Origin of the sequence: Streptomyces sp. NRRL F-525, assembly GCF_000716605.1 — a bacterium.
GTDB lineage: Bacteria > Actinomycetota > Actinomycetes > Streptomycetales > Streptomycetaceae > Streptomyces.
The window spans coordinates 1-24,806 of sequence record NZ_JNXE01000044.1 but is presented as its reverse complement, the minus strand read 5'-3'; the positions used below and the strand labels follow the sequence as shown (position 1 = coordinate 24,806).

The window sequence follows — 24,806 nt, the reverse complement described above, 5'->3', positions numbered from 1 at the left end:
AGCAAACTTACTTGACGCCCGGCTAGTTACGGGTCTACTTTCCCTGAGTGTAGTCAACTAGCCGGGCGGCAAGTAAGTGGTCGGCCGGGGGCAGTACAAGGGGAGTGGGAAAGATGGCGGACACACAGACGGTCGAGGCCGGGCCAGGGGCGCCCGGGCCAGAGGTGGACGGCAAACAGCCGAAGAGCGTGCGGGTCGTCCTGCTCGCCCTGATGATCACCATGATGCTCGCGATGCTCGACAACATGATCGTCGGTACGGCGATGCCGACGATCGTCGGTGAGCTGGGCGGGCTGGAGCACTTGTCGTGGGTCGTCACCGCGTACACGCTCGCCACGGCCAGCTCGACCCCGCTGTGGGGCAAGCTCGGTGACATGTACGGGCGCAAGGGCGCCTTCATGACCTCGATCGTGATCTTCCTGGCCGGGTCCGCGCTGAGCGGTATGGCGCAGGACATGGGGCAGTTGATCGGTTTCCGGGCCATCCAGGGTCTCGGTGCCGGTGGTCTGATGGTCGGCGTCATGGCGATCATCGGCGACCTCATCCCGCCGCGTGAGCGGGGCAAGTACCAGGGCATGATGGCCGGCGTCATGGCGCTCGCGATGATCGGCGGACCGCTGGTCGGCGGCACCATCACCGACAACTGGGGCTGGCGCTGGTCCTTCTACATCAACCTGCCGCTCGGCGTCATCGCGCTCGCCGCGATCAGTGCGGTGCTGCACCTCCCGAAGAAGCGGTCGCAGGCGCGGATCGACTACCTGGGTGCCGGGTTGCTGACCGTGGGCATCACCTCGATCGTGCTCGTCACCACGTGGGGCGGTTCGCAGTACGACTGGACGTCCGCGCGGATCATGGAACTGATCGGGCTCGGGGTGGCCGCGCTCGTCGGGTTCGTGTTCTGGCAGACCAAGGCGGCCGAGCCGGTCGTACCGCTGCACATCTTCCGCAGCCGGAACTTCACCCTGATGGCGATCATCGGCTTCATCACCGGGTTCGTGATGTTCGGGGCGACGCTGTTCCTGCCGCTGTACCAGCAGTCCGTGCAGGGCGCGTCCGCTACGAACTCCGGGTTGCTGCTTCTGCCGATGCTCGGGGCGATGCTCGTGACCTCGATGGTCGCGGGGCGGGTGACCACCAACACCGGTAAGTACAAGGTGTTTCCGGTCGTCGGCAGCGTGCTGATGGTGGTCGGACTGTATCTGCTGTCGACCATGGACACGGATACGACCCGGTTCATGTCCGGTGTGTTCATGGCCGTCGTCGGGCTCGGTATGGGCTGCCTGATGCAGATCACCATGCTGGTCGCGCAGAACAGTGTGCAGATGAAGGACATGGGGGTCGCGTCTTCCACGAGCACCCTGTCCCGGACGCTCGGTTCGTCGTTCGGTGTCGCCATCATGGGGGCGTTGTTCAACAACCGGGTGCAGGACGTCATGACCGAGCGGGCGGGGGCGCTGGGGTCCAAGGTGACCGAGCAGTCCGCGACGTTGAACGCGGCGAGTCTGGCGAAGTTGCCGGCGGTGGCGCGGGAGGCGTACCAGCACGCGGTGTCCGCGGGTATTCACTCCGCGTTCCTGCTGGGGGCGGTTGTCGCTGTGGTCGCGTTGGTGGCCGCGGTGTTCGTGAAGGAGGTTCCGCTGAAGGGGGCGGGGCCGACTGCGTCTAAGCCTGGCGAGGAAGCGGGAACGGTGGCGCCGGCGTCGATCGTCGAGGTCGTGTGATTCGCCTACGGTGAGCTGAAGGTCCCCCGGTTGGTGTCCGCCCCGGGGGGCCTTCTTTGTGTGCGGGGGTGTGAGTCGGGCGTTCGGCTGCGGGTCCGTTGCTGGGGGCTCCGCCCCCAGACCCCCGATCGGCCCTGAAGGGGCCTCGTCCTCAAACGCCGGACGGGCTGATTAGTGCCGGCCTGAGTTGAGAGGTGCCGGACCCCGTCGCGTCGGATTCAGCGGCCCGGTGTCGATGTCAGTGCTGCGTGCCACCATCGGGTGCATGGACAAAATGCGGCAGTTGCGTCTTGCCAAGGACGCCATGGATCGCGACTGGGCCGAGCCGGAGCTCGATCTGGGCGTGGTGGCCGCGCATGCCGGGTATTCGCGGTACCACTTCATCCGGGCCTTCAAGGAGGCGTACGGGGAGACGCCCGGGCAGTATCTGACGCATCGGCGGATCGAGCGGGCCGAGGAGATGCTCCGTAGCGCCGATCTGTCGGTCACGGAGATCTGCCATCTGGTCGGGTTCAGCAGCCTCGGGACCTTTTCGGCGCGGTTCAAGGCGCGGACCGGGCTGACGCCGAGTGAGTATCGGGCCAAGCATGTGGGGCGTGGGGCCGCGCTCATTCCTGGGTGTTACGCGATGCTCTGGGCCGGCGGTTTCCCCACCGCAACTTTGAAGAAGCGTCGCGATGTCCGCCCTGCCTACGGTGATGAGCAGGAAGCCGGCTCGGTATCAATCTCGTCCGACAGGAGTGCGGAGTCATGATCCAAGGCTTGGGCATCGCCACCGTGTGGACCTTCGACCAGCAGCGCAGCAAGGCCTTCTTCACCGAGAAACTCGACTTCGAGATCCGCGACGACATCTCGATGGGCGACATGCGGTGGGTCACCGTGGGCGCCAAGGACCAGTCCGACGTCGCGCTCACCCTGATGAGCCTGGACGGTCCGGGGCTCGACCCCGAGTCCGCCGAGGCGCTGAAGAAGCTGATCAGCAAGGGGGTGCTCGGCGCCGGGGCGTTCACCACCGATGACTGCCGTGGCGATCACGCGACCTTCAAGGCGCGCGGGGTCGAGTTCCTCCAGGAGCCGACCGAGCGGCCGTACGGCATCGAGGCGATCTTCCGCGACGACAGCGGCAACTGGTACTCGCTGACCGAGCGCAGCGCCGAACTGGACTTCTCGAAGGACTTCGGGTGACCGGGGAGCGGTCGGTGGCCGAGGCGGCGGAAGTGGCGGAGGTCGAGCCGGATCACACGGCTGTGCGGGTCGCTCTGTGGCGGGCCCTGCACGTTCAGGCCGATCCGGCGCCGCACGTCATCGAGGACGAGGTCGGGCTGCGGCTCGCGGACCCGGGGGAGGAGTGGCGGGAGCGTCCCGACATGGACGTCGAGGCCACGCGGCGTATCCGTGCGTCGATCGTCGCGCGGGCCCGCTTCGTCGAGGACGTGGTGGAGGAGCAGGCCGGGAAGGGTGTGCAGCAGTACGTCATCCTCGGCGCCGGTCTCGACACCTTCGCCCAGCGGCGGCCCGAACTCGGCGCGAAACTCCGGGTGTTCGAGGTCGAGCAGCCCGGCACGCAGGCCTGGAAGCGGCGGCGGCTGGCGGAGTCGGGGTACGGCGTCCCGGACTGGCTGCGGTTCGTGCCGGTCGACTTCGAGGGCGACTGGTGGGGGCAACTGGGCGCCGCCGGGCTCGACTTGGGGCGGCCCGCCGTCGTGGCCGCGACCGGCGTGACCATGTACCTCACCCTGGACGCGATCACCACCATGTTCCGCCGGGTCGCCGGCCTCGCCCCGGGCTCCACCCTGGTCACCACGTTCCTACGACCCGTGGACGACGTGGAGCCGGAGCAGCGCGCGCAGTTGGAGGTCGCGGTGCGGGGAGCGCGTGCCGCGGGGACACCCTTCCTGAGCTTCTTCACCCCGGAGCAGGTGCTCGCGCTCGGGCGGGAGTGCGGGTTCCGGGAGGTACGGCATGTGCCGGCCGCGGAGCTTGCCGAGAGGTACTTCGCGGACAGGGAGGACGGGGCGATGCCGTCCCGGGGGGAGGAGGTGATGGTGGGGAGCACGTGAGAGGCCCTGACCTGTTGCCACCCTGACGGTCCCAGGCTCCTACGGCTGCACAGCCTCGCGGCAACACACCGGTCAACCGCCGGAGGCTACGGCAGCATCGGATAACTCCCCGTACTCGTAGGCGCGTGCTCCGGCAGCCACAGCACCGCCACCGCGCCCTCCGCCGGGATGTGGTCCGGGGCGCCCGCGGGGCGGACGTTGCGGAAGGTCAGGCGGGCGCCGAGGACGCGGGCCTGGCCGGCCGCGATGGTCAGGCCCAGGCCGTGGCCGTGGCCCGCGCGGTCCTTGCTGCCGGTGCGGAAGCGGCTCGGGCCCTCCGCCAGAAGTTCCTCGGGGAAGCCGGGGCCGTGGTCGCGGACGCGGATGACCCGGCCCTCGACGGAGACCTCGATCGGCGGCTTGCCGTGCCGGGCCGCGTTGGCGAGGAGGTTGAACAGGACGCGTTCCAGGCGGCGGGGGTCCGTGGTGACCTCCGACTCGTGCACCACGTGCACCACCGCGTCCGGATCCTTCGCGAGCACCCGGCGGCTCACGAAGTCGCCCAGCATCAGGTCCTGCAACTCGGCCCGCTCGGACGCCCCGTCGAGCCGGGCGACCTCCAGCACGTCCTCGACCAGCGTGCGCATCGCCTTCGCCCGGTCCAGGACCAGCTCGGTGGGGCGGCCCGGGGGGAGCAGTTCGGCCGCGGTGAGCAGGCCCGTCACCGGGGTGCGCAGCTCGTGCGCGATGTCCGCGGTGACTCGGCGTTCGGCCTCCAGCCGTTGCTGCAGCGCGTCCGTCATCGCGTCCACCGCGCGTGCGAGGTCGTCGGTCTCGTCGCGTACGACACCGCCGATCGCGTCCCGCACCCGTACGTCCGTCTCGCCCTTGGCGACCTGGTTCGCCGCGGCCGCAGCCTTGCGCAGCCGGCGCGAGAGCTGGCCGCCGATCAGGACACCGAGCGCGCTGCCGCCGAGCACGGCCGCGATCGAGCCGATCACCAGCGCCTGGTCGAGATCCTTGAGGATGTCCGTGCTGCGGTCGGTGAACCCGGTGTGCAGGGACATGACGTGACCGTCCTTGAGCGGTACGGCCGCCCAGATGTCCGGCACCCCGTGCGGCCGGTCGGTGACGTACGTCGCCCGGCGGCCCTCCTCGACCTTCTCGCGCAGCGCCGGCGGCAGGCTCGGGTCGTCGATCTTGATGCTGGGGAAGTTCGGGCGCCCGGACAGCTCGTAGTTGCGCTGGGCGATCTGGACGCGCTCGTCCGCGAGGTCGCGCGCGTTGTCCAGCATCGAGACCCGGGCCGCGTTGTGCACGACCAGGCTGAGCGCGATCGCGACCAGCGTGCCGACCAGCGCGATGGCCGCGCTGAGCTTCCATCTCAGGCCCGTACGGATGCCCGCTCTGTCCATGAACGACGGGACCCTGCGCCGTGAATTCCCCCGCATACCCCTGCTCAGGCCTTCAACTTGTAGCCGAAGCCGCGGACCGTCTCGATCCGGTCCTGGCCGATCTTCGTCCGCAGCCGCTGCACATGGACGTCCACGACCCGGGTGTCACCGCCCCAGCCGTAGTCCCACACCCGCTCCAGGAGTTTGTCGCGGGACAGGACCGTGCCGGGCGCCGACGAGAACTCCAGCAGCAGCCGCATCTCGGTCGGCGTCAGCGCCACCGGCTGCCCGGCCCGGCGCACCTCCATGCCCTCGGTGTCGATCTCCAGGTCCCCGAAGGTCAGCACCCCGCCGCCTTCCGGGGCCGCCTCCGCGTCCGTCGTACGGTCGCCGCCGCTCGCGTGTCCGAAGCGGCGGAGCACCGCGCGGATGCGGGCTACCAGGACGGCGCCGTCGAAGGGCTTCGTGACGTAGTCGTCGGCGCCCGCCTCCAGGCCGAGGACGACGTCGATCGAGTCCGCGCGTGCCGACAGCATGATCACCGGGACCGTCGAATCGTCCCGGATACGGCGGCACAGGCTCACCCCGTCCAGGCCCGGGACCATCACGTCCAGCAGCGCGATGTCGGGGCGGTCCGCCCGGAACGCCTCCAGGCCCGACAGGCCGTCGGGCATGGCGGTGACCACGAAGCCGTCCCGCTCCAGGGCGAGTTGGGTGGCCTCGCGGATGACGTCGTCGTCCTCGACGAACAGGACGTGGGTCTGGTCTGCCATCCCGGTGCTCTCAGTCTCGTGTGGGTCGTTCTCAAGCATGGGACGCCTGGGGCGGCGTCCGCGTTCACTGAAGCATCGGATCGGGGCGGCCGATCGGTTCAGTTCCGACCGGTTCGGTTCCGATGAAGTTCCGACGGGGTTCCGGTGGGGCCGGTTCCGATCGGTTCTCTTCCTGTTCCGATGGGTTCAGTTCTTGCTCGGAGTGGGCGAGGCGTCGCCCCCGACCGCGTTGCTGTACTCGTTGTGGGTGCTGTACTCCTGGACGAAACGGCCCGAGGTCCAGCGGTACGTGATCACGTTCTCCCCGGAGGGACTCGACACCGGGTCGCCCTTCTCGTACACCTGCTTGGTGACGACCAGATCGCCGCGGTCTATCTCCGCGTAGACCGGGGGTTCCTCGGCCTTGAACACATTCTCGTACGTCCCGCCCTTGTCGCGATACACGTACGAGCCGATCCCCACCGCATCGCCGCAGGTCATCACGTTGACGACGACATCGTTCGCGGTGCCGCCGGTCAGCACTCCGTACGACACGTCGACCGCGTACTCGTCGGCGACGCACGGCTTCAGCTCGTGCTTGACCGCCGCCGAGACCTTCGGGTCGTCCATGACGAGCTTGACCGCGTCCACGTGGTCGTCGACGGTCGCCGAGGGGGTGGGAGCGGACGCCTCCGCCACGCCCGCCACGGAGTCGGAGTGCGCCGGGCCCTCGTCACGCGCGCCGGTGCCGCCCGTGGCGCAGCCGGACACCAACAGGGCGAGGGCGGCGAGCACGGCAAGCGCCGTGACCGCCGCCTCCAGGCTCCCGCGCACCCGCCCCGGCCCGGCGGTGTCACTCGGGCCCGGCCCCGGAGGGTCGTGGCTCGGGCCGCCGGGCCCGGGGGTGTCGTCGCTCAGGCCGCGCAACGCTCCCGCTCCTCACGCTCCAGCGCGCGTGCGTCCAGGTCGCGGGCCTCCAGCTCCTCCCGGAGCCGGGCGAGCGCCCGGTGCAGCGTGCTCTTGACCGTACCGGCCGACATGCCCAGGGCGGCGGCCGTCTCTTCGGTGGACATCTGCTCCCAGTGTCGCAGGACGACCACACTGCGCTGCTTCGGAGCGAGAACTTTCATGATGTCCATAAGAAGCGCCCGATCCGCGTGCTGTTCGGTCGCGTCGTCGACGCTCGCGTCCGGCAGCTGCTCGGTGGGGACCTCTTCGAGCTTGCGGGCCCGCCACCACTCGGTGCGGGTGTTGATCATGACGCGGCGCAGGTAGGCGTCCGCGAGGCGCTTGTCCTCGATGGTCTCCCAGCGGCCGTACGTCCGTACCAGCGCCGTCTGGAGCAGGTCCTGGGCGTCGACCGGGTCCGGCACCAGTCGGCGGGCGCTGCGCAGCAGCGCGTCCTGTCGGGTGCGGACGTACTCCTCGAATTCGAGCACCTCGCCCTGCGCCATGATCAACCGCCTCCATCCCCGTGTCCGACCCGCCCGCTGTCGGTTGTCCTCTGCTGCTGTCCCGCCGGTCTGCGGTACACAAATGAAGTTACGGAGGGGTTGTCACGGCACTGTGCGGAGCAGCCTGCGGAGAGCGCTCGGCTGTCCGTCGGTTGTGTAACGGAAGTAGGTCCGGGGTAAGGGGGCGGGGTTGTTGGGGTGGATATGAGGTGATTTGCCTGGTGGGGTGAGGGTGTTGGAGTGTTGCGGGAGCTTGGTGTGGGCTGTGGGGCGCGTTGGGGTGGGGGTCCAGTCTGTGAAGTGACCGTGTGTCAGGTTGTGACGGGGTGTGTCCGGTTGTTTCAGGCTCGGGTCGCGGGGAGCCGGTACATGCCGTCGGGGAGGGGTTCGACGAGGCCGTCCGCGACCAGGCCGTCCAGTGCCCTCGCCCGCTGTACCGGCTCGTGCCACACGCGGTCGAGTGCGGACTGGGGGACGGGGGTGTGCGCTTCGCGGAGTACGGCCAGGAGCTTGCCGCGGACCTGGCGGTCCGTGCCCGCGTACGTCTGGCCCTTGCGGGCCGGGCCCTCGTGTTCCGGCTTGCCTGCGAGGTTCCAGGCGCACTGGGCGGAGATGGGGCAGCGGTGGCACGTCTCGTTCTTGGCGGTGCAGACGAGGGCGCCGAGTTCCATGGACGCGGCGGCCCACCGGGCTGCGGTGTCGTCGTCCTCGGGGAGGAGCGCGCGGGCCAGCTTGCGTTCGGCCGCGGTGGTGGCGTTCGGGGGGTACTGGGTGCCGGTGACCGCGCGGGCGAAGACCCGGCGGACGTTGGTGTCGAGTACGGCGTGGCGCTGGCCGTAGGCGAAGGACGCGACCGCGGCAGCCGTGTACTCGCCGATGCCGGGGAGTGCGAGGAGCTGGGCGTGGTCGGTGGGGACGTCGCCGCCGTGGCGTTCCGTTATGGCGGTGGCGGCGCCGTGGAGGCGCAGCGCGCGGCGGGGGTAGCCGAGGCGGCCCCAGGCGCGGACGGCTTCGCCGGGGGCGTCCTGGGCGAGGTCGGCGGGGCGGGGCCAGCGGGCGAGCCACTGTTCGTAGACCGGGAGGACGCGGTTGACCGGGGTCTGCTGGAGCATGAACTCGCTGACCATCACGCCCCAGGGGCCGGCGTCGGGGTGGCGCCAGGGGAGGTCGCGGGCGTTGTCCTCGAACCAGTCGATGACCGGGGTGTGGAGGTGGGCGCCGTCCGGTGTGGTCGCGGACGTTGTGTGCGGGGGTTTCGTGGGCGCAGTCATGGCGTTCCGATCCTGCCACGGTTGGTGGGTGGGTCGGGGTCGTGGCGGTACGGCGAGCCCGCCGCCTTCGGGGCCCTTCGGTTTGTCATCACGGTTGAGCGGGGTTGGTGCCGGGTACGCGGCGGGCTGCGCCGTACCGCGACGACCCGCTCCCGGTTCGTTGGCGGCTGCGGGCTCGTGGGTCATTCCGAGTTCCGCCCGCGTGGTTCTGGGGCGTGCCTCGGTACACCGGCGCGGCCGTGTGGGCGGGTGGGTGGCGAGATGCGCCGTACCGCCACGACCCGCTTCCGTCTCGTCGGCGGCTGCCGGTTCGTGGTCCATCCCGGGCCATTCCAGGCGGGGTTGCCGGAATGATGATCCGGAAAAGTTGGGGCTGGGGCGGCGGGTGGGGCGAGGTAACTCGCCGATCTCTCGTACAGTTTGCGCCGTGGGATCACTGCGCAATCCGGTCGGGCCGCTTCCCTCCTCCATCTATTGGCGACGGAGGGTCCTCATGGTGTCCGTGGTCGCCTTGTTGGCGCTGCTGATCACCTGGATCGTCAACTCCGGTGGCGGGGGCGGCAAGAACGGTGCGGATGGGTCCAAGAACGGAAAGACTCCCGCTCCTACGATCACTGCCGGGCCGTCGGGATCTGGTCCCGCCATCAGTCAACACCCGGGCGGACGTGATGACTCCGGGGGTGGCAATACCTCCGGTGGAGGCAATACCTCCGGTGGGGCGAGTGGGTCGACCGGTGGGGGCTCTGGGTCGGATTCCGGCTCCGGCTCCGGTGGGTCCAGTGCCGGATCAGGTGGTAGTGGGTCCGGTGGTGGGTCCAACGGCGGTAGTAGTACGGGGACTACGGTTCCTGCCGACTCGACGCTTCCCAACTGCACCGCCGGCGCTGTGCAGTTGAGCCTGCGGAGTCTTCACAACTCGTACTCGCCGGATCAGACGCCGACGTTCGTGCTCACCGCCAAGAACTCCTCCGGCAGTGACTGCAAGGTTGATCTCGGGCCCAAGAGTGCTGTGTTGAGCATTACGGAGGCCGGGAGCAGCGCTGACTTCTGGTCGTCCGCCGACTGCCCGAAGAGTGCCGGGAGTGTCTTCTATCGGGTGTCCGCCGGGAGCAGCGTCACGTACACCCTGAAGTGGGACCGCAAGCCGAGCGCGCCCGAGTGCGCTACTCCGGCCGCTGGTTCGGCCGGGGCCGGGACCTATCTGGTGGAGGCGCAGGCCTCCGGGTTCGCCAAGGCGCAGACCTCGTTCGTTCTGGCCAGCGACTAGGGGCAGTTGGGCTTAGTAGGCGGTTGGGCTACACGTAGCGTTCCAGGATTGAGGACTCCGCCAGGCGGGAGAGGCCCTCTCGGACACTGCGTGCCCTTGCTTCGCCTACGCCGTCCACTGTCTGGAGGTCGTCGACGCTGGCTGCCAGGAGTTTCTGGAGGCCGCCGAAGTGCTCCACCAGGCGGTCGATGATCGCGCCGGGGAGGCGCGGGACCTTGGCCAGGAGGCGGAAGCCTCGGGGGGAGACCGCCGAGTCGAGGGCCTCGGGGGAGCCTGTGTAGCCCAACGCGCGGGCCACGGTGGGGAGTTCGAGGAGCTCCGCATGGGAGAGGGCGTCCAGTTCGGCCAGGGCCTCGTTCACCGTGCGGGAGCGTTTGGCTGTGGGCTCGGGGACGTAGTCGCGTACTACTAGTTCGCGCTCCGGCTCCACGCCCGCGATCAACTCCTCCAACTGGAGGGCGAGTAGGCGGCCGTCTGTGCCCAACTCCACTACGTACTCGGCGATCTCGGTCGCGATCAGGCGGACCATTTCGAGACGTTGGACCACTGCCGATACGTCTCGGACCGTCACCAGGTCCTCGATCTCCAGGGCCGAGAGCGTTCCCGCCACCTCGTCCAGGCGGAGCTTGTAGCGCTCCAGGGTGGCGAGGGCCTGGTTGGCTCGGGACAGGATCGCCGCCGAGTCCTCCAGTACGCGGCGTTGGCCGTCTACGTAGAGGGCGATCAGGCGCATGGACTGGGAGACGGAGACCACTGGGTAGGCGACCTGTTTGCTGACCCGGTCCGCCGTGCGGTGGCGGGTGCCTGTCTCTTCGGTGGGGATGTTGGGGTCCGGGACCAGTTGGACGCCCGCTCGGAGGATCTTCGAGAGGTCGGACGACACTACGATGCCGCCGTCCAGCTTGCAGAGTTCGCGTAGGCGCGTGGCTGTGAACTCCACGTCCAGGATGAAACCGCCTGTGCACATCGCTTCTACGGTCTTGTCGGAGCCGAGCACGATGAGGCCGCCCGTGTTGCCGCGGAGGATGCGCTCCAGGCCGTCGCGCAGGGCCGTGCCGGGGGCAACGGCGCTCAGTGAGGCGCGCATCAGGCCATCGCCGCCGGACTTTCCGGGAGCTGACGCCCGGTCGTTGGCTGCCACTGCACTCCTCCGGTCGCAGGTGTTTCCGGTACTCCCGTTTCCGCACACTCTCTTCGTACGGACGGGCGAGACCAGGGCAAAGTCTACCGGCGGTCCTCGGCGTCCCGTGGGGCCTCTCGCTTACGGGACCTTGGAAGGACCCGGAGAGCGTCTCCTATGTCGGCTACTTCGAGGACCTTCATGCCGGCCGGGATCTTGCCGGGGTCGCTCGGAACGAGGGCGTGGGTGAAGCCCAGACGGTGTGCTTCGGAGAGTCTGCGCTGGACGCCCGTGACCCTTCTGACCTCGCCTGCCAGGCCTACTTCGCCGATCGCCACCAGGTTTTTGGGGAGGGGGGTGTCGCTTGCCGCTGAGGCCAGGGCGAGTGCGATGGCCAGATCTGCTGCCGGTTCGGTGAGTTTTACGCCGCCCACTGTTGCGGAGTAGATGTCTCGCTTGCCCAGGGCGCTGATCTTGCCGCGTTGTTCCAGGACCGCCAGCATCATCGAGACCCGGGATGTCTCCAGGCCCGAGGTGGTGCGGCGGGGGGAGGGGATCTGGGAGTCGACCGTGAGGGCCTGGACCTCGGCGACCAGGGGGCGGCGGCCCTCCAGGGTGACGGTCAGGCAGGTGCCGGGGACCGGCTCCGCGCGGCGGGTCAGGAACAGGCCGCTCGGGTCGGCCAGGCCTGTGATGCCCTCGTCGTGGAGTTCGAAGCAGCCGACCTCGTCCGTCGTGCCGTAGCGGTTCTTGACGCCCCGTACGAGGCGCAGGCGTGCGTGGCGGTCGCCCTCGAAGGAGAGGACCACGTCCACCAGGTGCTCCAGGAGGCGGGGGCCCGCGATCGCGCCGTCCTTGGTGACGTGGCCTACGAGGAGGGTGGACATGCCTCGTTCCTTGGAGGCGCGGATCAGGGCGCCGGCCACCTCGCGGACCTGGGCCATGCCGCCGGGGGCGCCGTCGATCTCCGGGGAGGCCACCGTCTGGACGGAGTCCAGGATGAGGAGGGAGGGCTTCACCGCGTCCAAGTGGCCCAGGATCGTGGCCAGATCGGTCTCGGCGGCGAGGTAGAGGTGGTCGTCGATCGCCTTGATGCGGTCGGCGCGCAGGCGGACCTGGCTCGCCGACTCCTCGCCGGTCACGTAGAGCGTGCGGTGCTCCTCGCTCGCCGACTTCGCCGCCACGTCGAGGAGGAGGGTCGACTTGCCCACGCCCGGTTCGCCCGCTAGGAGGACCACCGCTCCGGGGACCAGGCCGCCGCCGAGGACCCGGTCCAGCTCGGGCACGCCGGTCGAGCGGGCCGTGGCCGTGCGGCCGTCGACCTGGCCGATCGGTACCGCGGAGGTGGTGACGCGGCCGGGGGACGTCGTCCGGACCGCGGGCGTGCCGTACTCCTCGACCGTGCCCCAGGCCTGGCACTCGGAGCAGCGGCCGAGCCACTTGGCCGTCTGCCAGCCGCACTCGGTGCAGCGGTAGGACGGTCGGTCCTTGGTGGTCTTGGTACGGGCAGCCATGCGTGAACCGTAACCGCCGCCACTGACAACGCGGTCGGCGGACGGGCCGCGCCCCTTCGGTATCCGGCCACCGTCCGTCGGGAACGAGCCATGGAAGGAAGGGTTCCTGTCCCCTTATGAGGGATCGTTTCACCCGTACGGATTAAATGTGCTCAAGGGGGCGGAAGGGGGCATCGCCCGCCGCCTACGGTCGCACGGGTGATGAGCAGCAGTCCGGAGACCTCGACCCGCACCACCGGCGCACACCGGGCGCATCGGGAGGCGCGCGACCGCGGGGCGGCGCGCACGCTGGCGCAGCGCCCGCCCGCGCGCTACGAGCCGTATCTGGACGGCCTGTTCACCTACTGCCTGTCCGTCCTCTGCGACCACGACGCGGCGACCGCCGCCCTGGGGGACGTGCTCGCGCTGGCCGAACGCCGGGGCGCGCGCGTGCCGGAGACGGCCGGTGACCGTCGGGCCTGGCTGTACGCACTGGCCCGCTGGGCATGCCTGCGCAAGCTGGCCGAGGCCAAGCAGAAACGTCAGGGCACCCACGCCGTGGGGCGCGGTGAGGTGGAAGAGCCCGCACTTTCCGAGGAGTTGAGGGAGCAGCGGCGGCGTGAACTCGCCCTGCTCGCCTGGCCGGAGGCCGCAGGCACCACCCCGGAGCAGCGCGAGGCGCTCGAACTCGCCGTGCGCCACCGGCTCGCCGCCCATGAGGTCGCCGCCGTTCTCGGCATGGACCTCGCCGGCGCACGGGAGTTGCTCGCCTCTGCTGCTTGCGAGGTGGAACGCACGCGTGCCGCCCTCGCCGTCGTGGAGACCGGGAGCTGCCCGAGCGTCGCCCGGCTCACCGGTGACCATCAGCTGGTGCTCAGCAGCGCCCTGCGCCGCGAACTCGTCCGGCATGTCGACGACTGCCCGCACTGCCGTCGTACCGCCGAGCGCGCGGTGCCCGGGAGTTGGCCCGGCGCGAGTGTCACGCCCGCCGAACTGCCCGTCCTGGAGGCACCCCGCGCGGCCCTGCACGTCGCCATGGCGCATCTCCCACGCGCGCGTGGCGCCGCCGCACCGCGTTTCGACCGGCGCGGTTTTCCGATGGACCCGAAGGACCGCGCCGCCCGGAGGGACCGCCTACGCGCGCGTGCCGTCACGACGACCGTCGTCGCCACCGTCATCGCCGCGCCCGTCCTCGCGCTGTGGGCCGCCTACCGGGGCACACCGACCGGCGAGGGCGTCGACGGCAGGGCTATCACCGCGAGCGAGCAGCACGGGCCCGGCAGCCTGGAGGGCGAGGTCGCGAGCGGGGGCTACGAGAACACCGGGAACGCGAGCGCGACTCCACGGCCCGGCAAGAACGGCAAAAACGATGTCTCCGTAGAGGTCATCAGCGTCACCGGTGCCGGACAGAAGGGCGCCGGTCACCTCGCCGTCTCGGCCGCCAACAGCAGCGACACCACGCTGATCACCCTCACGGCGTCGGGCTCGGCCCCGGTCCGCTGGTCCGCGACCACCGCCGCGCCCTGGCTCTACCTCAGCCAGTCCTCGGGAACCCTCGCACCGGGCGACTCGTTGACGATCAAGGTGTACGTCGACCACCTGCGCGAGCCCTCCGGCCACTGGACCGCGCGCGTGGCCGTCTCACCGGCCGGGGCCATCGTCTCGATCGAGGGCTACGGCACCGCGCCCGCCCCGACCGACCCCGGCGACCCCACGCACCCCACCGACCCCGGCGACCCGCCCTCGTCGAGCCCGGATCCGACGCCCACGAGCACGGCACCCACCGACCCCACGCCGAGCGACCCGCCGCCCACGTCCGCCGACCCGACCCCGACACCGACCGCGACGGACTCGTCCCCCGCCGACCCGGGTGGCTCGACGCCGCCGGACGACGGCGGCGGCGAGCCGAGTTCGTCGTAACCTGTCAGGCGACCGGGTCCGCCGGATGCGGTGCCAGGAGCGGGAGTTGCGAGGCCAGGCGCTGTTCGCACAGCTCGACCAGGCGGTCGTAGCCGGCCTTGCCCATCAGCTCGGTCAGCTCCGGGCCGTAGGACACGTAGACCGGGTCGCCCGCACCGTGCGCCGAGGTCGCCGACGTGCACCACCAGTGCAGGTCGTGGCCGCCGGAACCCCAGCCCCTGCGGTCGTACTCGCCGATCGACACCTGGAGAATGCGCGTGTCGTCCGGGCGGTCGATCCACTCGTACGTCCGCCGCACCGGGAGCTGCCAGCAGACGTCCGGCTTGGTCTCCAGGGGCTCGCGGCCCTCCTTGACGGCCAGGATGTGCAGCGAGCAGCCCGCGCCGCCGGCGAAACCGGGGCGGTTCTGGAAGATGCACGAGCCCTGAAAGGGGCGGGTCTGGCGGTCGCCGTCCTCGTCCTTGGAGACCCAGCCGTTCTCCACGCCCTCGTCGTGGTGCTGCCAGATGTCGGGCGTGAGCCTCGCCACATGCCCGGCGACCCGTTTCTCGTCGTCCTTGTCCGAGAAGTGCGCGCCCAGGGTGCAGCATCCGTCGTCCGCGCGGCCTGCCTGGATGCCCTGGCAGCCGCTTCCGAAGATGCAGTTCCAGCGAGAGGTCAGCCATGTCAGATCGCAGCGGAACAGCTGCTCCTCGTCCGCCGGATCCGGGAACTCCACCCACGCGCGCGCGAAGTCGAGCCCCTTCTCGTCCGCTTTCAGGGCCTTCTTCGACGGCTTCGGGGGCTTGGCCGACGTCACCGCCGAAGAATCGCCGGGTGATTTGGCCGCCTTGTCGGTCTTCGCCTTTTTCGTCTTTGGCACGGGTCCAGGGTAAGTCGCCCGGAGCGGCCCCAGACACCGCACCGGGGACCGAGATAGGTGCAGGTGGCAGTAGCGTTCCGTATATGAGACTCGGTGTCCTCGACGTGGGATCGAACACGGTGCATCTGCTGGTGGTGGACGCACACCCGGGCGCGCGCCCGCTGCCCGCGCACTCGCACAAGGTGGAACTGCGCCTTGCCCAACTCCTCGACGAGGACGGCGCGATCGGCCCCGAAGGGGTCGACAAACTCGTCGGCGTCGTCCAGGAGGCGCTGCAGGCAGCCGAGGACAAGGGCGTCGAGGAACTCCTCCCGTTCGCCACCTCCGCCGTCCGCGAGGCCAGCAACGCCGACGACGTCCTCGCGCGCGTGCAGACCGAGACCGGCGTCGAACTCCAGGTCCTCACCGGCGCCGAGGAGGCCCGGCTCACCTTCCTCGCCGTCCGCCGCTGGTTCGGCTGGTCCGCGGGCAAGCTCCTCGTCCTCGACATCGGCGGCGGCTCCCTGGAGATCGCCTACGGCATCGACGAGGAGCCCGACGCGGCCGTCTCCCTGCCCCTCGGCGCGGGCCGCCTCACCGCCGCCTGGCTCCCCGGCGACCCGCCGGAACCGGACGCGATAAGGGCCCTGCGCCGCCATGTGCGCGCCCAGATCGCCCGCACGGTGGGCGAGTTCAGCCGTTTCGGCGCCCCCGACCACGTGGTGGCGACCTCGAAGACCTTCAAGCAACTGGCCCGCCTCGCCGGCGCCGCCCGCTCCGCCGACGGCCTCTACGTCCAACGTGAGCTGAAGCGCGGCTCCCTGGAGTCGTGGGTCCCGCGCCTCGCCGGCATGACCACCACCCAGCGCGCCCTCCTCCCCGGCGTCTCCGAAGGCCGCGCCGAACAGCTCATCGCGGGCGCGATGGTCGCCGAGGGCGCGATGGACCTGTTCGGCGTCGAGACCCTGGAGGTCTGCCCCTGGGCGCTGCGCGAGGGCGTGATCCTGCGGCGCTTGGATCAGATGCCGTCACGGCTGGATCAGATGCCGTCGGTGTAGGTGGGGTGGATCGGATGCCGTCGGTGTGGGGGGCGGTCGGACGGTGCGGCGGGCGCAGGCGCGTGTGGCTGTTTGCCGGGGCGTACGTCCGTGGCCGTCCGCGCCGGGGCTTGAACGACACCACCACCGAAATCGGCACAGATCGACCATCCAACTCCGACCGACTGATCGCCCGGCCCGTCCAGCACCCGCCAACTCCGGCCCGCATGGATCAGCCTGTCCGGCGTTTGAGGACGAGGCCCCTTCAGGGCCGATGGGGGTCCGGGGGCGGAGCCCCCGGCAACGGCGCCGCAGCCGAACGAAGCACCCCGCAGACGCACGAAGAGGGCCCCCGGGGCGGGACACCCAGCCGAGCCGTACTGAACGCCCGCAAGGTACGGGACGTATCGAACCCGCATGAAGTATCGCCACAACGCGGCCCCGCGCCGCGGATGGCCGGTTGCCGTCCCCCGCACAGCGCGGCCACAGCAACCGGCTCCCCCGCGCAAAGCACCGCCCCGTAGTCTGTCCTCCGTGGCAGAACCAGTCGTGCGCATCCCGGATGCGAAGGTCGCGCTGTCCACGGCGTCCGTGTATCCGGAGTCGACGGCGACGGCCTTCGAGATCGCCGCACGCCTCGGCTACGACGGCGTCGAGGTCATGGTGTGGACCGACCCGGTCAGCCAGGACATCGACGCGCTGCGCCGGCTCAGCGACTACCACCAGGTCCCGATCCTCGCCGTGCACGCGCCGTGCCTGCTCATCACGCAGCGGGTGTGGTCCACCGACCCGTGGATCAAGCTCCAGCGCGCCCAGGCGGCCGCCGAGAAGCTCGGCGCGAGCACGGTCGTGGTGCATCCGCCGTTCCGCTGGCAGCGCCAGTACGCGCGGGACTTCGTCAGCGGGATCTGGCGGATGGCGAACGAGACGGATGTGCGGTTCGCCGTAGAGAACATGTACCCGTGGCGCTACCGCGACCGCGAGATGCTCGCCTACGCCCCCGACTGGGACGTCACGAACGAGGACTACCGGCACTTCACGATCGACCTCAGCCACACCGCGACCGCCCGCACCGATGCGACCGAGATGATCGGGCGCATGGGCGACCGGCTCGGCCATGTCCACCTCGCGGACGGCAACGGCTCGAACAAGGACGAGCACCTCGTCCCCGGCCGCGGCACCCAGCCCTGCGCCGAGTTGCTGGAGCGGCTCGCGACGACCGGCTTCGACGGCCATGTCGTCATCGAGGTCAACACCCGGCGCGCGATGTCCAGCGCCGAACGCGAGGCCGATCTCGCGGAGGCGCTCGCCTTCACGCGGCTGCATCTGGCCTCGGCCGTGAAGGTGCCCCGGCGGTGACCGACGCCACCGCCAAGCGCCGGGGCCGACCCCCTCGTACGGAGTCCGCCGACACCCGCGACCGGATCCTGGCCGCGGCCCGCGAGGAGTTCTCCGAGCGGGGGTACGAGAAGACGTCTGTGCGGGGGATCGCGAAGGCCGCCGGGGTCGACTCCGCGCTCGTGCACCACTACTTCGGTACGAAGGAGCAGGTTTTCGAGGCGGCCATCGCGGTCGCGCTCGCGCCCGCGCAGAACGCGCCGGACGCGGTCGTCGAGGGGCCGCTGGACGGCGTCGGCGAGCGGCTGACCCGCTTCATCTTCGGCATCTGGGAGAACCCGGCCACCCGTACCCCGCTGCTGGCGGTGGTCCGTTCCGCCGTCAACAACGAAGCCGCCGCGGCCGTCTTCCGCCGGCTCGTGGTCTCCCAGGTGCTCGGCCGGGTCGCCGCCCGGCTCGACCTCCCGGACGGGGAGCTGCGCGCCGAACTGGCGGCCGCGCAGTTGGTCGGTACGGCGATGCTGCGCTACGTGATCAAGGTGGAACCGCTCGCCTCGGTGGACGTGGAGCGGATCATCGCGCGGGTGGCGCCGGTCGTGCAGGGGCACTTGACCGGGCCGTAGGACCCTCACGTTCGCGAGACGGGTGTCCCGCGATGCGGACACCGTGTCCGACCCCTGGATGACCGGCGTACGCTCTTTAGCAGCCCTATCTGTCTGAAGGAGCGATCGACGATGCCCGAGCTGAGGTCCCGTACAGTCACCCACGGCCGCAACATGGCGGGCGCACGCGCCCTTATGCGCGCCTCCGGTGTACCCGGTGCGGACATCGGCCGGAAGCCGATCATCGCGGTGGCGAACAGCTTCACGGAGTTCGTGCCCGGCCACACCCACCTGCAGCCCGTCGGCCGGATCGTCAGCGAGGCGATCACCGCGGCTGGGGGCATCCCGCGCGAGTTCAACACCATCGCGGTCGACGACGGCATCGCGATGGGCCACGGCGGCATGCTCTACAGCCTGCCCTCGCGCGACCTGATCGCGGACTCGGTCGAGTACATGGTCGAGGCGCACTGCGCCGACGCCCTGATCTGCATCTCCAACTGCGACAAGATCACGCCCGGCATGCTCATGGCGGCACTGCGCCTGAACATCCCGACGGTCTTCGTCTCCGGCGGTCCCATGGAGGCCGGGCGCGCCACGCTGCAGGACGGCACCGTCCGCACACTGGACCTGATCGACGCGATGGTCGACGCCGCCAACGACAGCATCTCCGACGCGGACGTCCTCAACATCGAGGAGAACGCCTGTCCGACCTGCGGCTCCTGTTCCGGCATGTTCACCGCCAACTCGATGAACTGCCTGACCGAGGCCATCGGCCTGTCGCTGCCGGGCAACGGCTCGGTCCTCGCGACGCACACCGCCCGCAAGGGCCTGTACCAGGACGCGGCCCGCACGGTGATGGACATCACCCGCCGCTACTACGACCAGGACGACGAGACGGTCCTGCCGCGCAACGTCGCCACCTTCGCGGCCTTCGAGAACGCGATGGCCCTCGACATCGCGATGGGCGGCTCCACCAACACGATCCTGCACCTGCTGGCCGCGGCGCAGGAGGGTGGCGTCCAGTTCGGCCTGGAGGAGATCAACGCCGTCTCGCGCCGCGTGCCGTGCCTCGCGAAGGTCGCCCCGAACGTCGCGAAGAGCCGCACGTACTACATGGAGGACGTCCACCGCGCGGGCGGAATCCCGGCCCTGCTGGGCGAGTTGCACCGCGCGGGCCTGCTGAACGAGGACGTCCACTCCGTCCACAGCCCGTCCCTGGCGGACTGGCTGAAGACCTGGGACGTGCGCGGCGGCTCCCCGTCGCCGGAGGCCGTGGAACTGTGGCACGCGGCGCCCGGCTGCGTCCGCTCCGCCGAGGCCTTCTCCCAGTCCGAGCGCTGGGAGGCGCTGGACGAGGACGCGGCCGAGGGCTGCATCCGCTCCGCCGAGCACGCGTACTCCAAGGACGGCGGCCTCGCGGTCCTCAAGGGCAACCTGGCCGTCGACGGCTGCGTCGTGAAGACGGCGGGCGTCGACGAGTCCATCTGGACCTTCGAGGGCCCGGCGGTCGTCTGCGAGTCGCAGGAAGAGGCCGTCGAGAAGATCCTCAACAAACAGGTGACGCACGGCGATGTCGTCGTCATCCGCTACGAGGGCCCCAAGGGCGGCCCCGGCATGCAGGAGATGCTCTACCCGACGTCCTTCCTCAAGGGCCGCGGCCTCGGCAAGACCTGCGCCCTGATCACCGACGGCCGCTTCTCCGGCGGCACTTCGGGCCTGTCCATCGGCCACGCGTCCCCCGAGGCGGCGTCCGGCGGCACCATCGCCCTCGTCGAGAACGGCGACCGCATCCGCATCGACATCCCGAACCGCTCCATCGAACTCCTCGTGGACGACGCCGAGTTGGCCCGCCGCGAGGCCGCGCTGGACGGGCGCTACGCCCCGAAGCAGCGCGAGCGCAAGGTGTCGGCGGCCCTGCACGCGTACGCGGCGATGGCCACCAGCGCGGACCGCGGAGCGGTGCGGGACGTCAGCAAGCTGGGCTGAGGTTCGTAACTCCGGTAGTACTGAAGCCTGTTAGACCTCGGGCCGTCCCCCTTCGCGGGGACGGCCCTTCGGCTTGCCGGGCCTACGGCCGTTACCAGGCGCCGGGAGTACGGGAGTTGACGGCGAAGACCGTGCCGTCGGGGGCAGCCGCGTAGACGTGGTCGTTCGCTACGACGGGTTCGGGCAGCGCCGCGCTGATCCGGTCGGAGTTGGAGTCGAGGCGCGCGGGTGTCTGCCCCACGAGTCGTCCCGCGCGGGCGTCCACCGCGAGCAACCGCCCGTCCCCGGAGGTGACATACACCTGCCGTCCGTCCGCGACCGGCGCGGAACTCCGTGCCACGGCCGTCTCCAGACCCCACAGCTGCTTCCGCGCGGCCATGTCCACGGCCCTCAGCGATCCGCCGGCCCCCATGAGGTAGACGACGTTCCCGTGGACGGTCCCGTGGGCCTGGTCGACGCGCGCGGGCAGCGCCACGCGCCGCGTGGCCCCGGTGTCCGGGGTGTAGCGGACGACGGCCTCCGTGGCGCCGTAGACGGTGTCGACCGCGAGGAGATACACGGACCCGCCCGCCGCGCCGACGGGCTTCAACGACCCCTTCAGCCGCGCGTCCCAGCGCACCGCGCCGGTGGCCGGATCGACCGCCGTCACCCGGGTCTTCGCCCCGTCCTCCGACGTGTTCGTCGCGTACGCCGTCGAGTCCCCGGTGAACGAGGTGAAATAGGGCGCCAGTTGACCCGGGATCCGGTGGCTCCACCTCGTGTCGCCCGAGGCGCCGTCCACACCGGTGACCGTCCCGTCCGCGTGGGTGAGCAGGAGCATGCCGCCGGCGTCCGCGAGCCCGGTGTACGCGGGGACGGTCTTCTGCCAACGCACCTTGCCCGAGGCGGGATCGAGCGCCTCCAGACGCCGGCCGGTGTCCAACGACGGCTGCACCAGGCCGCCCGAGAGGACCGGCGGCCCGCTGCGGTGCGTCGTCGCGACGGAGTGCCGCCACAGCACCCGGCCGTCGGACGGGTCCAGGGCGAACACCACCCCGGGCTGCGCGCAGAGCAACTTCCCTGCCCCGTACGAGCATTGGGGCGTGCTCTGCTTGGAGACCGGCGTGGCCTTCCACTCGCCGAACCCGGTGCTGGGCGTGGTGTGCGGGGTGGTGCTCCTCGCCGTCGCCTCGCCGTCGTCGGTCAGCTGGAGCGCGGCGAGCGTGCCGATCGCGGCCAGGCCGAGCGCGCCCGCGCCGAGGGCGAACCGATGGCCCAAAAGCCGCCGCCCGAGCCGCCGTTCGGACTGCTCGGGCTCTTCCGTACGGTGCTCCGGCACCGGCGTGACACCGGCCCGCTGTGCCGGTATGTACGCCTGGGTGTCGTACGAGGCCGACACCGACCGGAGTTCACGCATCAGCTCGTCGGGCGTGGGCCGGTCCTCGGGCTCCTTGGCGAGGCAACGCAGCACCAGCGGCGCGATGTTCTCCGGCAGCCCGGCCAAGTCCGGCTCGTCATGGACGACTTGATAGGCGACGACGTACGGGCTGTCGGAGTCGAACGGCCCGCGCCCCGTCGCCGCGTGCACCAGCACGGACCCGAGCGCGAAGATGTCGGCGGCCGGCCCGACCTCGCGAGGCCGCCGGAACTGCTCGGGTGCCATGAAGGGCGGCGTCCCGATCAACTTGCCGGTCTCGGTGCGCAGTTCGCTGTCCTTTGGCCGAGAGATGCCGAAGTCGATGACCTTCGGCCCGTCCTCGGCGAGCAGCACATTGCTCGGCTTGAGATCTCTGTGGACGACGCCCACCCGGTGGATGTCGCGCAGCGCCTCGGCCAGTCCCGCCATCAACCGGCGCAACTCCCCGGGCGCCATGGGCCCGTTCCGCTTCACATGCTCGGACAGGGTCGGCCCGGGGATGAACGACGTTGCCATCCAAGGCCGTTCGGCCTCCGGGTCGGCATCGACCACGGGTGCGGTGAAGGCCCCGCTCACCCTCCTGGCCGCCGCCACCTCCTGCCGGAACCGCCCCCTGAACTCGGGGTCCTGCGCGAACTCCGCGTGGACGACCTTCACGGCGACCTTCATCCCGGAGGTGCTCTGCGCCAGATGCACCACGCCCATTCCACCGGAGCCCAGGCATGACTCCAGGCGGTAGTGACCGGCGTACTCGGGAAGTTCCGCTTCCGCGCCCGCTCCGGTGTTGCGCTGTGGCGCCATGGAACCACCCCCGTGCTGATCGTCCGCGCGCGCGACGGACGGAGCCTAGTCGATGACCCTTACGGGACAGAGGTGGCTCGCCAGTCTCCGAGCGCGATGTGCGCACATATGTTTCATGGCGTGTTTTAGGGGAATCAACGGGACCCCATGGCAGTCATGGGGTCCAACGGGGGAGGTTTTTCATGTCTGTTGACCGTATTGGTGAGGTCGAGGGCGAAGGCGCGGCGGAGGCCGTCACCACGGCGGCGACCGCGGCAGCCGCACTGCACTACTACTCGATCGCACCCGGCACCCGCGTCAACGTCCGCAGCGGTCCCGGCACCGGCTACACCATCGTCCGCGTCCTGGCCGAGGGCTCCCAGGTCCCGATCTACTGCCAGACGCCGGGCACCACGGTGACGGGTTACTACGGCACGACGAACATCTGGGACAACATCGACGACGGCGAGTACATCTCCGACGCCTACGTGAACACGGGCAGCGACGGCTATGTCCGCCCGCACTGCTCCTGACCGCATCGGCAACGGTGAGCACGTCCCGGACGCGTACGTGAACACCGGCAGCGACGGCAGCACCGCCGACCGCTGCGCCTGAGCCCCAACGGGAGCCCGCGCCCACCCTCGGAGCCATAATCGTCCCGTGAACGACGAGACGACCGGCACCCAGGACACCCCCGCGAGCTCCCCAGGCGAAGGCACGGGCACGGGTCCCCGCCCCGAGCCCCTCCGCTTCTTCGGCACCACCTGGGTGAACCACGACAACGGCTACACCGGGCGCCGCGTCGGCACAGCCGCCGGCTCCCTCGCCGCCGCGGCCGCCGCCTGCCTGATCCTCCGCTTCGCCTACCAGGGCATCCAGATCGCGGACGTCGGCGGCTTCGTCACCCTCCTCGTCATCGTGATGTTCGCGATCTGCAGCGCCCTGGCCTTCGGCCACACCTGGGAGACCTTCAAGAAGCGCCCCGACCCCGACCGCCAGGCCTCCCTCCGCGGCCTCCTGGCCATCGGCTTCGTCGGCTCCCTCCTCGCCTACTTCTTCCGCTCCCTGGTGGAGGCCCCCGGCGAAACCCTCCACCGCCAGGAGTACGAGACGGCCCTGACCCAGCACGAGAAGCGCACGTCCCGCCGCACCCGCAACCCGTCGAAGAAGCGCCGGGGCGCCTGAGGCGGAGGCACGGACTCCGGGGGAGCTACGACGCCTGGGTCACGGCCAAGTCCTCGGGCACGCGGAACTCTCCGGGTACGCGGAACTCTTCCGGCGAGCGAGAGCCGGTAGTACGGCAGCTCACCGCTCCGACGGTCGCGCCGATTCCCCATGTCTCACCAAAAACCACCTGCACCCTGCACCCACCCACGTAACCATGGCCGTATGACCACCTCCGCGAATCCCCCCTCGCCCGCGGCCCGAGCCAGCTCCTTCAACGCGGCCGCGGCCCAGTACGCCGAGAACCGCCCCTCGTACCCGCCCGCCCTCTTCGACGCCATCGAGGAACTCGCCGGCCACCCCCTCTCCGGTGCCCGCGTCGCGGACGTCGGCGCGGGCACCGGCATCGCGACCGCCCTGCTGCACGCGCGCGGCGCCGAGGCGATCGCGATCGAACCCGGCGACGGCATGGCCGCCCAGTTCCGCCGGACCCTCCCCGAGGTCCCGATCGTCCGGGGCAACGGCAACGCCCTGCCCCTCGCCGACCACTCCGTCGACTTCCTCACCTACGCCCAGGCCTGGCACTGGACCGACCCCACCCGCTCGGTCCCGGAAGCGCTCCGCGTACTGCGCCCGGGCGGCGCACTCACGCTGTGGTGGAACACCGGCGCTCGCGACGTGCCGTGGATCGAGGAGCAGACCGAACGCATCAAGACCCACTTCGGCATCGACCGCGTCGTGGAGCAGAACGGCAGCGGCGTACGCTCCGCGCTCGCCGACCCCACCGGCCGCCTCGACTTCGCCCACCGGCAGGTCCGCTGGAGGCGCCGCGTCCCGATCGACACCCACCTGGCCAACATCGGCAGCCACTCGGCCTTCCTGGTCCACGACAAGGCCAGCACGAACGCCTTCCTGACCGAGGAACGCGACCACCTACGAACCGTCTTCCCCGACGAGACGGTGGAGGAGACCTACGTCGTGGAACTCGTCGTAGCCCTCACCCCATGATCCCTTGACCTGACGGGCCCCGCTCACCGCGTCACGCCCTCGGCAGTCACCCGACAGCCGCCCGACTCACCACCGCCCCACAACGCACATCAGGCGACCCACCACGCACCCGCACCCCCCACCACCTAGGGGCGCGGGGAACTGCGCGACCAGCCCCCCACAACCCGCACCCGACAACTCACGCCTCCCTCAAGACCGTTACCCCGTCACCCCGCCCCCGACC

The 24,806-nt window shown here is 70.4% G+C and carries 22 protein-coding genes; 13 read left to right on the top strand and 9 right to left on the bottom strand.

The genetic code is table 11. From position 1 onward, the window contains the following. The first annotated feature begins 113 nt into the window (after positions 1 to 113). From OO69_RS41340 to OO69_RS41325, 4 genes are all read left to right on the top strand, one after another. Positions 114 to 1,721: an MDR family MFS transporter gene (locus OO69_RS41340; protein ID WP_033286110.1), complete on the top strand. Its 1,608-nt coding sequence runs from the start codon at positions 114 to 116 to the stop codon at positions 1,719 to 1,721. Between the two features lie 274 nt (positions 1,722 to 1,995). Continuing rightward, positions 1,996 to 2,475, top strand: coding sequence for a helix-turn-helix transcriptional regulator (locus tag OO69_RS41335; RefSeq protein WP_033286162.1), 480 nt, complete (start codon positions 1,996 to 1,998; stop codon positions 2,473 to 2,475). After that, the gene (locus tag OO69_RS41330) at positions 2,472 to 2,906 is read left to right on the top strand and encodes a VOC family protein (RefSeq protein ID WP_033286109.1); all 435 of its coding nucleotides are present in this window, start codon (positions 2,472 to 2,474) and stop codon (positions 2,904 to 2,906) included. Before OO69_RS41335 ends, OO69_RS41330 begins: the two co-directional genes overlap by 4 nt. Next, a complete protein-coding gene (locus OO69_RS41325; RefSeq protein ID WP_234444667.1) occupies positions 2,903 to 3,781 on the top strand; it encodes a class I SAM-dependent methyltransferase in 879 nt (292 codons plus the stop codon). The genes OO69_RS41330 and OO69_RS41325 overlap by 4 nt, the downstream gene beginning before the upstream one ends. An 86-nt stretch (positions 3,782 to 3,867) precedes the next feature. On the opposite strand, the gene cseC is transcribed toward OO69_RS41325, so the two are convergent. From cseC to OO69_RS41300, 5 genes are all read right to left on the bottom strand, one after another. After that, positions 3,868 to 5,211, bottom strand: a complete 1,344-nt coding sequence (gene cseC, locus OO69_RS41320; RefSeq protein ID WP_033286108.1) for a two-component system sensor histidine kinase CseC — start codon at positions 5,209 to 5,211, stop codon at positions 3,868 to 3,870. An 8-nt stretch (positions 5,212 to 5,219) separates the two neighbouring features. Beyond that, positions 5,220 to 5,927, bottom strand: coding sequence for a two-component system response regulator CseB (gene cseB / locus OO69_RS41315; RefSeq protein ID WP_033286107.1), 708 nt, complete (start codon positions 5,925 to 5,927; stop codon positions 5,220 to 5,222). Between the two features lie 186 nt (positions 5,928 to 6,113). Beyond that, positions 6,114 to 6,833 (bottom strand): hypothetical protein, encoded by a 720-nt coding sequence (locus OO69_RS41310; RefSeq protein WP_420707954.1) that lies wholly within the window; start codon positions 6,831 to 6,833, stop codon positions 6,114 to 6,116. Then, positions 6,821 to 7,360, bottom strand: a complete 540-nt coding sequence (locus tag OO69_RS41305) for a SigE family RNA polymerase sigma factor (RefSeq protein WP_019064956.1) — start codon at positions 7,358 to 7,360, stop codon at positions 6,821 to 6,823. The genes OO69_RS41310 and OO69_RS41305 overlap by 13 nt, the downstream gene beginning before the upstream one ends. A gap of 341 nt (positions 7,361 to 7,701) precedes the next feature. Then, the gene (locus OO69_RS41300) at positions 7,702 to 8,631 is read right to left on the bottom strand and encodes an A/G-specific adenine glycosylase (RefSeq protein ID WP_033286106.1); all 930 of its coding nucleotides are present in this window, start codon (positions 8,629 to 8,631) and stop codon (positions 7,702 to 7,704) included. 427 nt (positions 8,632 to 9,058) lie between these two features. Here OO69_RS41300 and OO69_RS41295 point away from each other — a divergent pair, with 427 nt between their 5' ends. After that, the gene (locus tag OO69_RS41295; protein WP_199811133.1) at positions 9,059 to 9,898 is read left to right on the top strand and encodes a hypothetical protein; all 840 of its coding nucleotides are present in this window, start codon (positions 9,059 to 9,061) and stop codon (positions 9,896 to 9,898) included. 28 nt (positions 9,899 to 9,926) lie between these two features. On the opposite strand, the gene disA is transcribed toward OO69_RS41295, so the two are convergent. Both disA and radA read right to left on the bottom strand, forming a co-directional pair. Beyond that, entirely contained in the window at positions 9,927 to 10,985 is a 1,059-nt protein-coding gene (gene disA / locus OO69_RS41290; protein ID WP_051801604.1) for a DNA integrity scanning diadenylate cyclase DisA, read from the bottom strand. 137 nt (positions 10,986 to 11,122) lie between these two features. Further along, the gene (radA, locus tag OO69_RS41285; RefSeq protein ID WP_033286104.1) at positions 11,123 to 12,532 is read right to left on the bottom strand and encodes a DNA repair protein RadA; all 1,410 of its coding nucleotides are present in this window, start codon (positions 12,530 to 12,532) and stop codon (positions 11,123 to 11,125) included. 198 nt (positions 12,533 to 12,730) lie between these two features. Here radA and OO69_RS41280 point away from each other — a divergent pair, with 198 nt between their 5' ends. Further along, entirely contained in the window at positions 12,731 to 14,431 is a 1,701-nt protein-coding gene (locus OO69_RS41280; RefSeq protein ID WP_033286103.1) for a BACON domain-containing protein, read from the top strand. Between the two features lie 4 nt (positions 14,432 to 14,435). Here the strand turns inward: OO69_RS41280 and OO69_RS41275 are convergent, their stop codons facing one another. Beyond that, entirely contained in the window at positions 14,436 to 15,293 is an 858-nt protein-coding gene (locus tag OO69_RS41275) for a hypothetical protein (RefSeq protein ID WP_078652800.1), read from the bottom strand. Positions 15,294 to 15,376: 83 nt separating this feature from the next. On the opposite strand from OO69_RS41275, the gene OO69_RS41270 reads away from it, so the two are divergent. The 4 genes from OO69_RS41270 to ilvD all read left to right on the top strand — a co-directional run bounded on the left by OO69_RS41270 (position 15,377) and on the right by ilvD (position 20,235). Beyond that, positions 15,377 to 16,330, top strand: a complete 954-nt coding sequence (locus OO69_RS41270) for a Ppx/GppA phosphatase family protein (RefSeq protein ID WP_033286101.1) — start codon at positions 15,377 to 15,379, stop codon at positions 16,328 to 16,330. A 513-nt stretch (positions 16,331 to 16,843) separates the two neighbouring features. After that, positions 16,844 to 17,668: a sugar phosphate isomerase/epimerase family protein gene (locus OO69_RS41265; protein WP_033286100.1), complete on the top strand. Its 825-nt coding sequence runs from the start codon at positions 16,844 to 16,846 to the stop codon at positions 17,666 to 17,668. Next, on the top strand, positions 17,665 to 18,270 hold the full coding sequence (locus OO69_RS41260; protein WP_033286099.1) for a TetR/AcrR family transcriptional regulator: 606 nt from the start codon (positions 17,665 to 17,667) through the stop codon (positions 18,268 to 18,270). The genes OO69_RS41265 and OO69_RS41260 overlap by 4 nt, the downstream gene beginning before the upstream one ends. Positions 18,271 to 18,381: 111 nt before the next feature. Then, complete coding sequence (gene ilvD, locus OO69_RS41255) at positions 18,382 to 20,235, top strand: dihydroxy-acid dehydratase (RefSeq protein WP_033286098.1); 1,854 nt, start codon at positions 18,382 to 18,384, stop codon at positions 20,233 to 20,235. A gap of 91 nt (positions 20,236 to 20,326) precedes the next feature. On the opposite strand, the gene OO69_RS41250 is transcribed toward ilvD, so the two are convergent. After that, positions 20,327 to 22,432 carry a serine/threonine-protein kinase gene (locus tag OO69_RS41250; protein ID WP_033286097.1) on the bottom strand — a complete coding sequence of 702 codons (2,106 nt, stop codon included), beginning with the start codon at positions 22,430 to 22,432 and terminating at the stop codon, positions 20,327 to 20,329. A gap of 182 nt (positions 22,433 to 22,614) precedes the next feature. Between OO69_RS41250 and OO69_RS41245 the strand changes: the two genes are divergently transcribed. The 3 genes from OO69_RS41245 (at position 22,615) to OO69_RS41235 (ending at position 24,583) form a co-directional block, all read left to right on the top strand. Further along, on the top strand, positions 22,615 to 22,944 hold the full coding sequence (locus OO69_RS41245; RefSeq protein WP_033286096.1) for an SH3 domain-containing protein: 330 nt from the start codon (positions 22,615 to 22,617) through the stop codon (positions 22,942 to 22,944). A 127-nt stretch (positions 22,945 to 23,071) separates the two neighbouring features. After that, a complete protein-coding gene (locus OO69_RS41240) occupies positions 23,072 to 23,596 on the top strand; it encodes a hypothetical protein (protein ID WP_033286095.1) in 525 nt (174 codons plus the stop codon). A 204-nt stretch (positions 23,597 to 23,800) separates the two neighbouring features. Next, positions 23,801 to 24,583: a class I SAM-dependent methyltransferase gene (locus OO69_RS41235; RefSeq protein WP_033286094.1), complete on the top strand. Its 783-nt coding sequence runs from the start codon at positions 23,801 to 23,803 to the stop codon at positions 24,581 to 24,583. Positions 24,584 to 24,806: the final 223 nt, after the last annotated feature.

Coding starts and splice junctions, on each gene's coding strand:
- OO69_RS41340 (WP_033286110.1), top strand. CDS start 114: ATGGCGGACACACAGACGGTCGAGGCCGGGCCAGGGGCGCCCGGGCCA.
- OO69_RS41335 (WP_033286162.1), top strand. CDS start 1,996: ATGCGGCAGTTGCGTCTTGCCAAGGACGCCATGGATCGCGACTGGGCC.
- OO69_RS41330 (WP_033286109.1), top strand. CDS start 2,472: ATGATCCAAGGCTTGGGCATCGCCACCGTGTGGACCTTCGACCAGCAG.
- cseC (WP_033286108.1), bottom strand. CDS start 5,211: ATGCGGGGGAATTCACGGCGCAGGGTCCCGTCGTTCATGGACAGAGCG.
- cseB (WP_033286107.1), bottom strand. CDS start 5,927: ATGGCAGACCAGACCCACGTCCTGTTCGTCGAGGACGACGACGTCATC.
- OO69_RS41305 (WP_019064956.1), bottom strand. CDS start 7,360: ATGGCGCAGGGCGAGGTGCTCGAATTCGAGGAGTACGTCCGCACCCGA.
- OO69_RS41300 (WP_033286106.1), bottom strand. CDS start 8,631: ATGACTGCGCCCACGAAACCCCCGCACACAACGTCCGCGACCACACCG.
- disA (WP_051801604.1), bottom strand. CDS start 10,985: ATGCGCGCCTCACTGAGCGCCGTTGCCCCCGGCACGGCCCTGCGCGAC.
- radA (WP_033286104.1), bottom strand. CDS start 12,532: ATGGCTGCCCGTACCAAGACCACCAAGGACCGACCGTCCTACCGCTGC.
- OO69_RS41270 (WP_033286101.1), top strand. CDS start 15,377: ATGAGACTCGGTGTCCTCGACGTGGGATCGAACACGGTGCATCTGCTG.
- ilvD (WP_033286098.1), top strand. CDS start 18,382: ATGCCCGAGCTGAGGTCCCGTACAGTCACCCACGGCCGCAACATGGCG.
- OO69_RS41250 (WP_033286097.1), bottom strand. CDS start 22,432: ATGGCGCCACAGCGCAACACCGGAGCGGGCGCGGAAGCGGAACTTCCC.
- OO69_RS41245 (WP_033286096.1), top strand. CDS start 22,615: ATGTCTGTTGACCGTATTGGTGAGGTCGAGGGCGAAGGCGCGGCGGAG.
- OO69_RS41235 (WP_033286094.1), top strand. CDS start 23,801: ATGACCACCTCCGCGAATCCCCCCTCGCCCGCGGCCCGAGCCAGCTCC.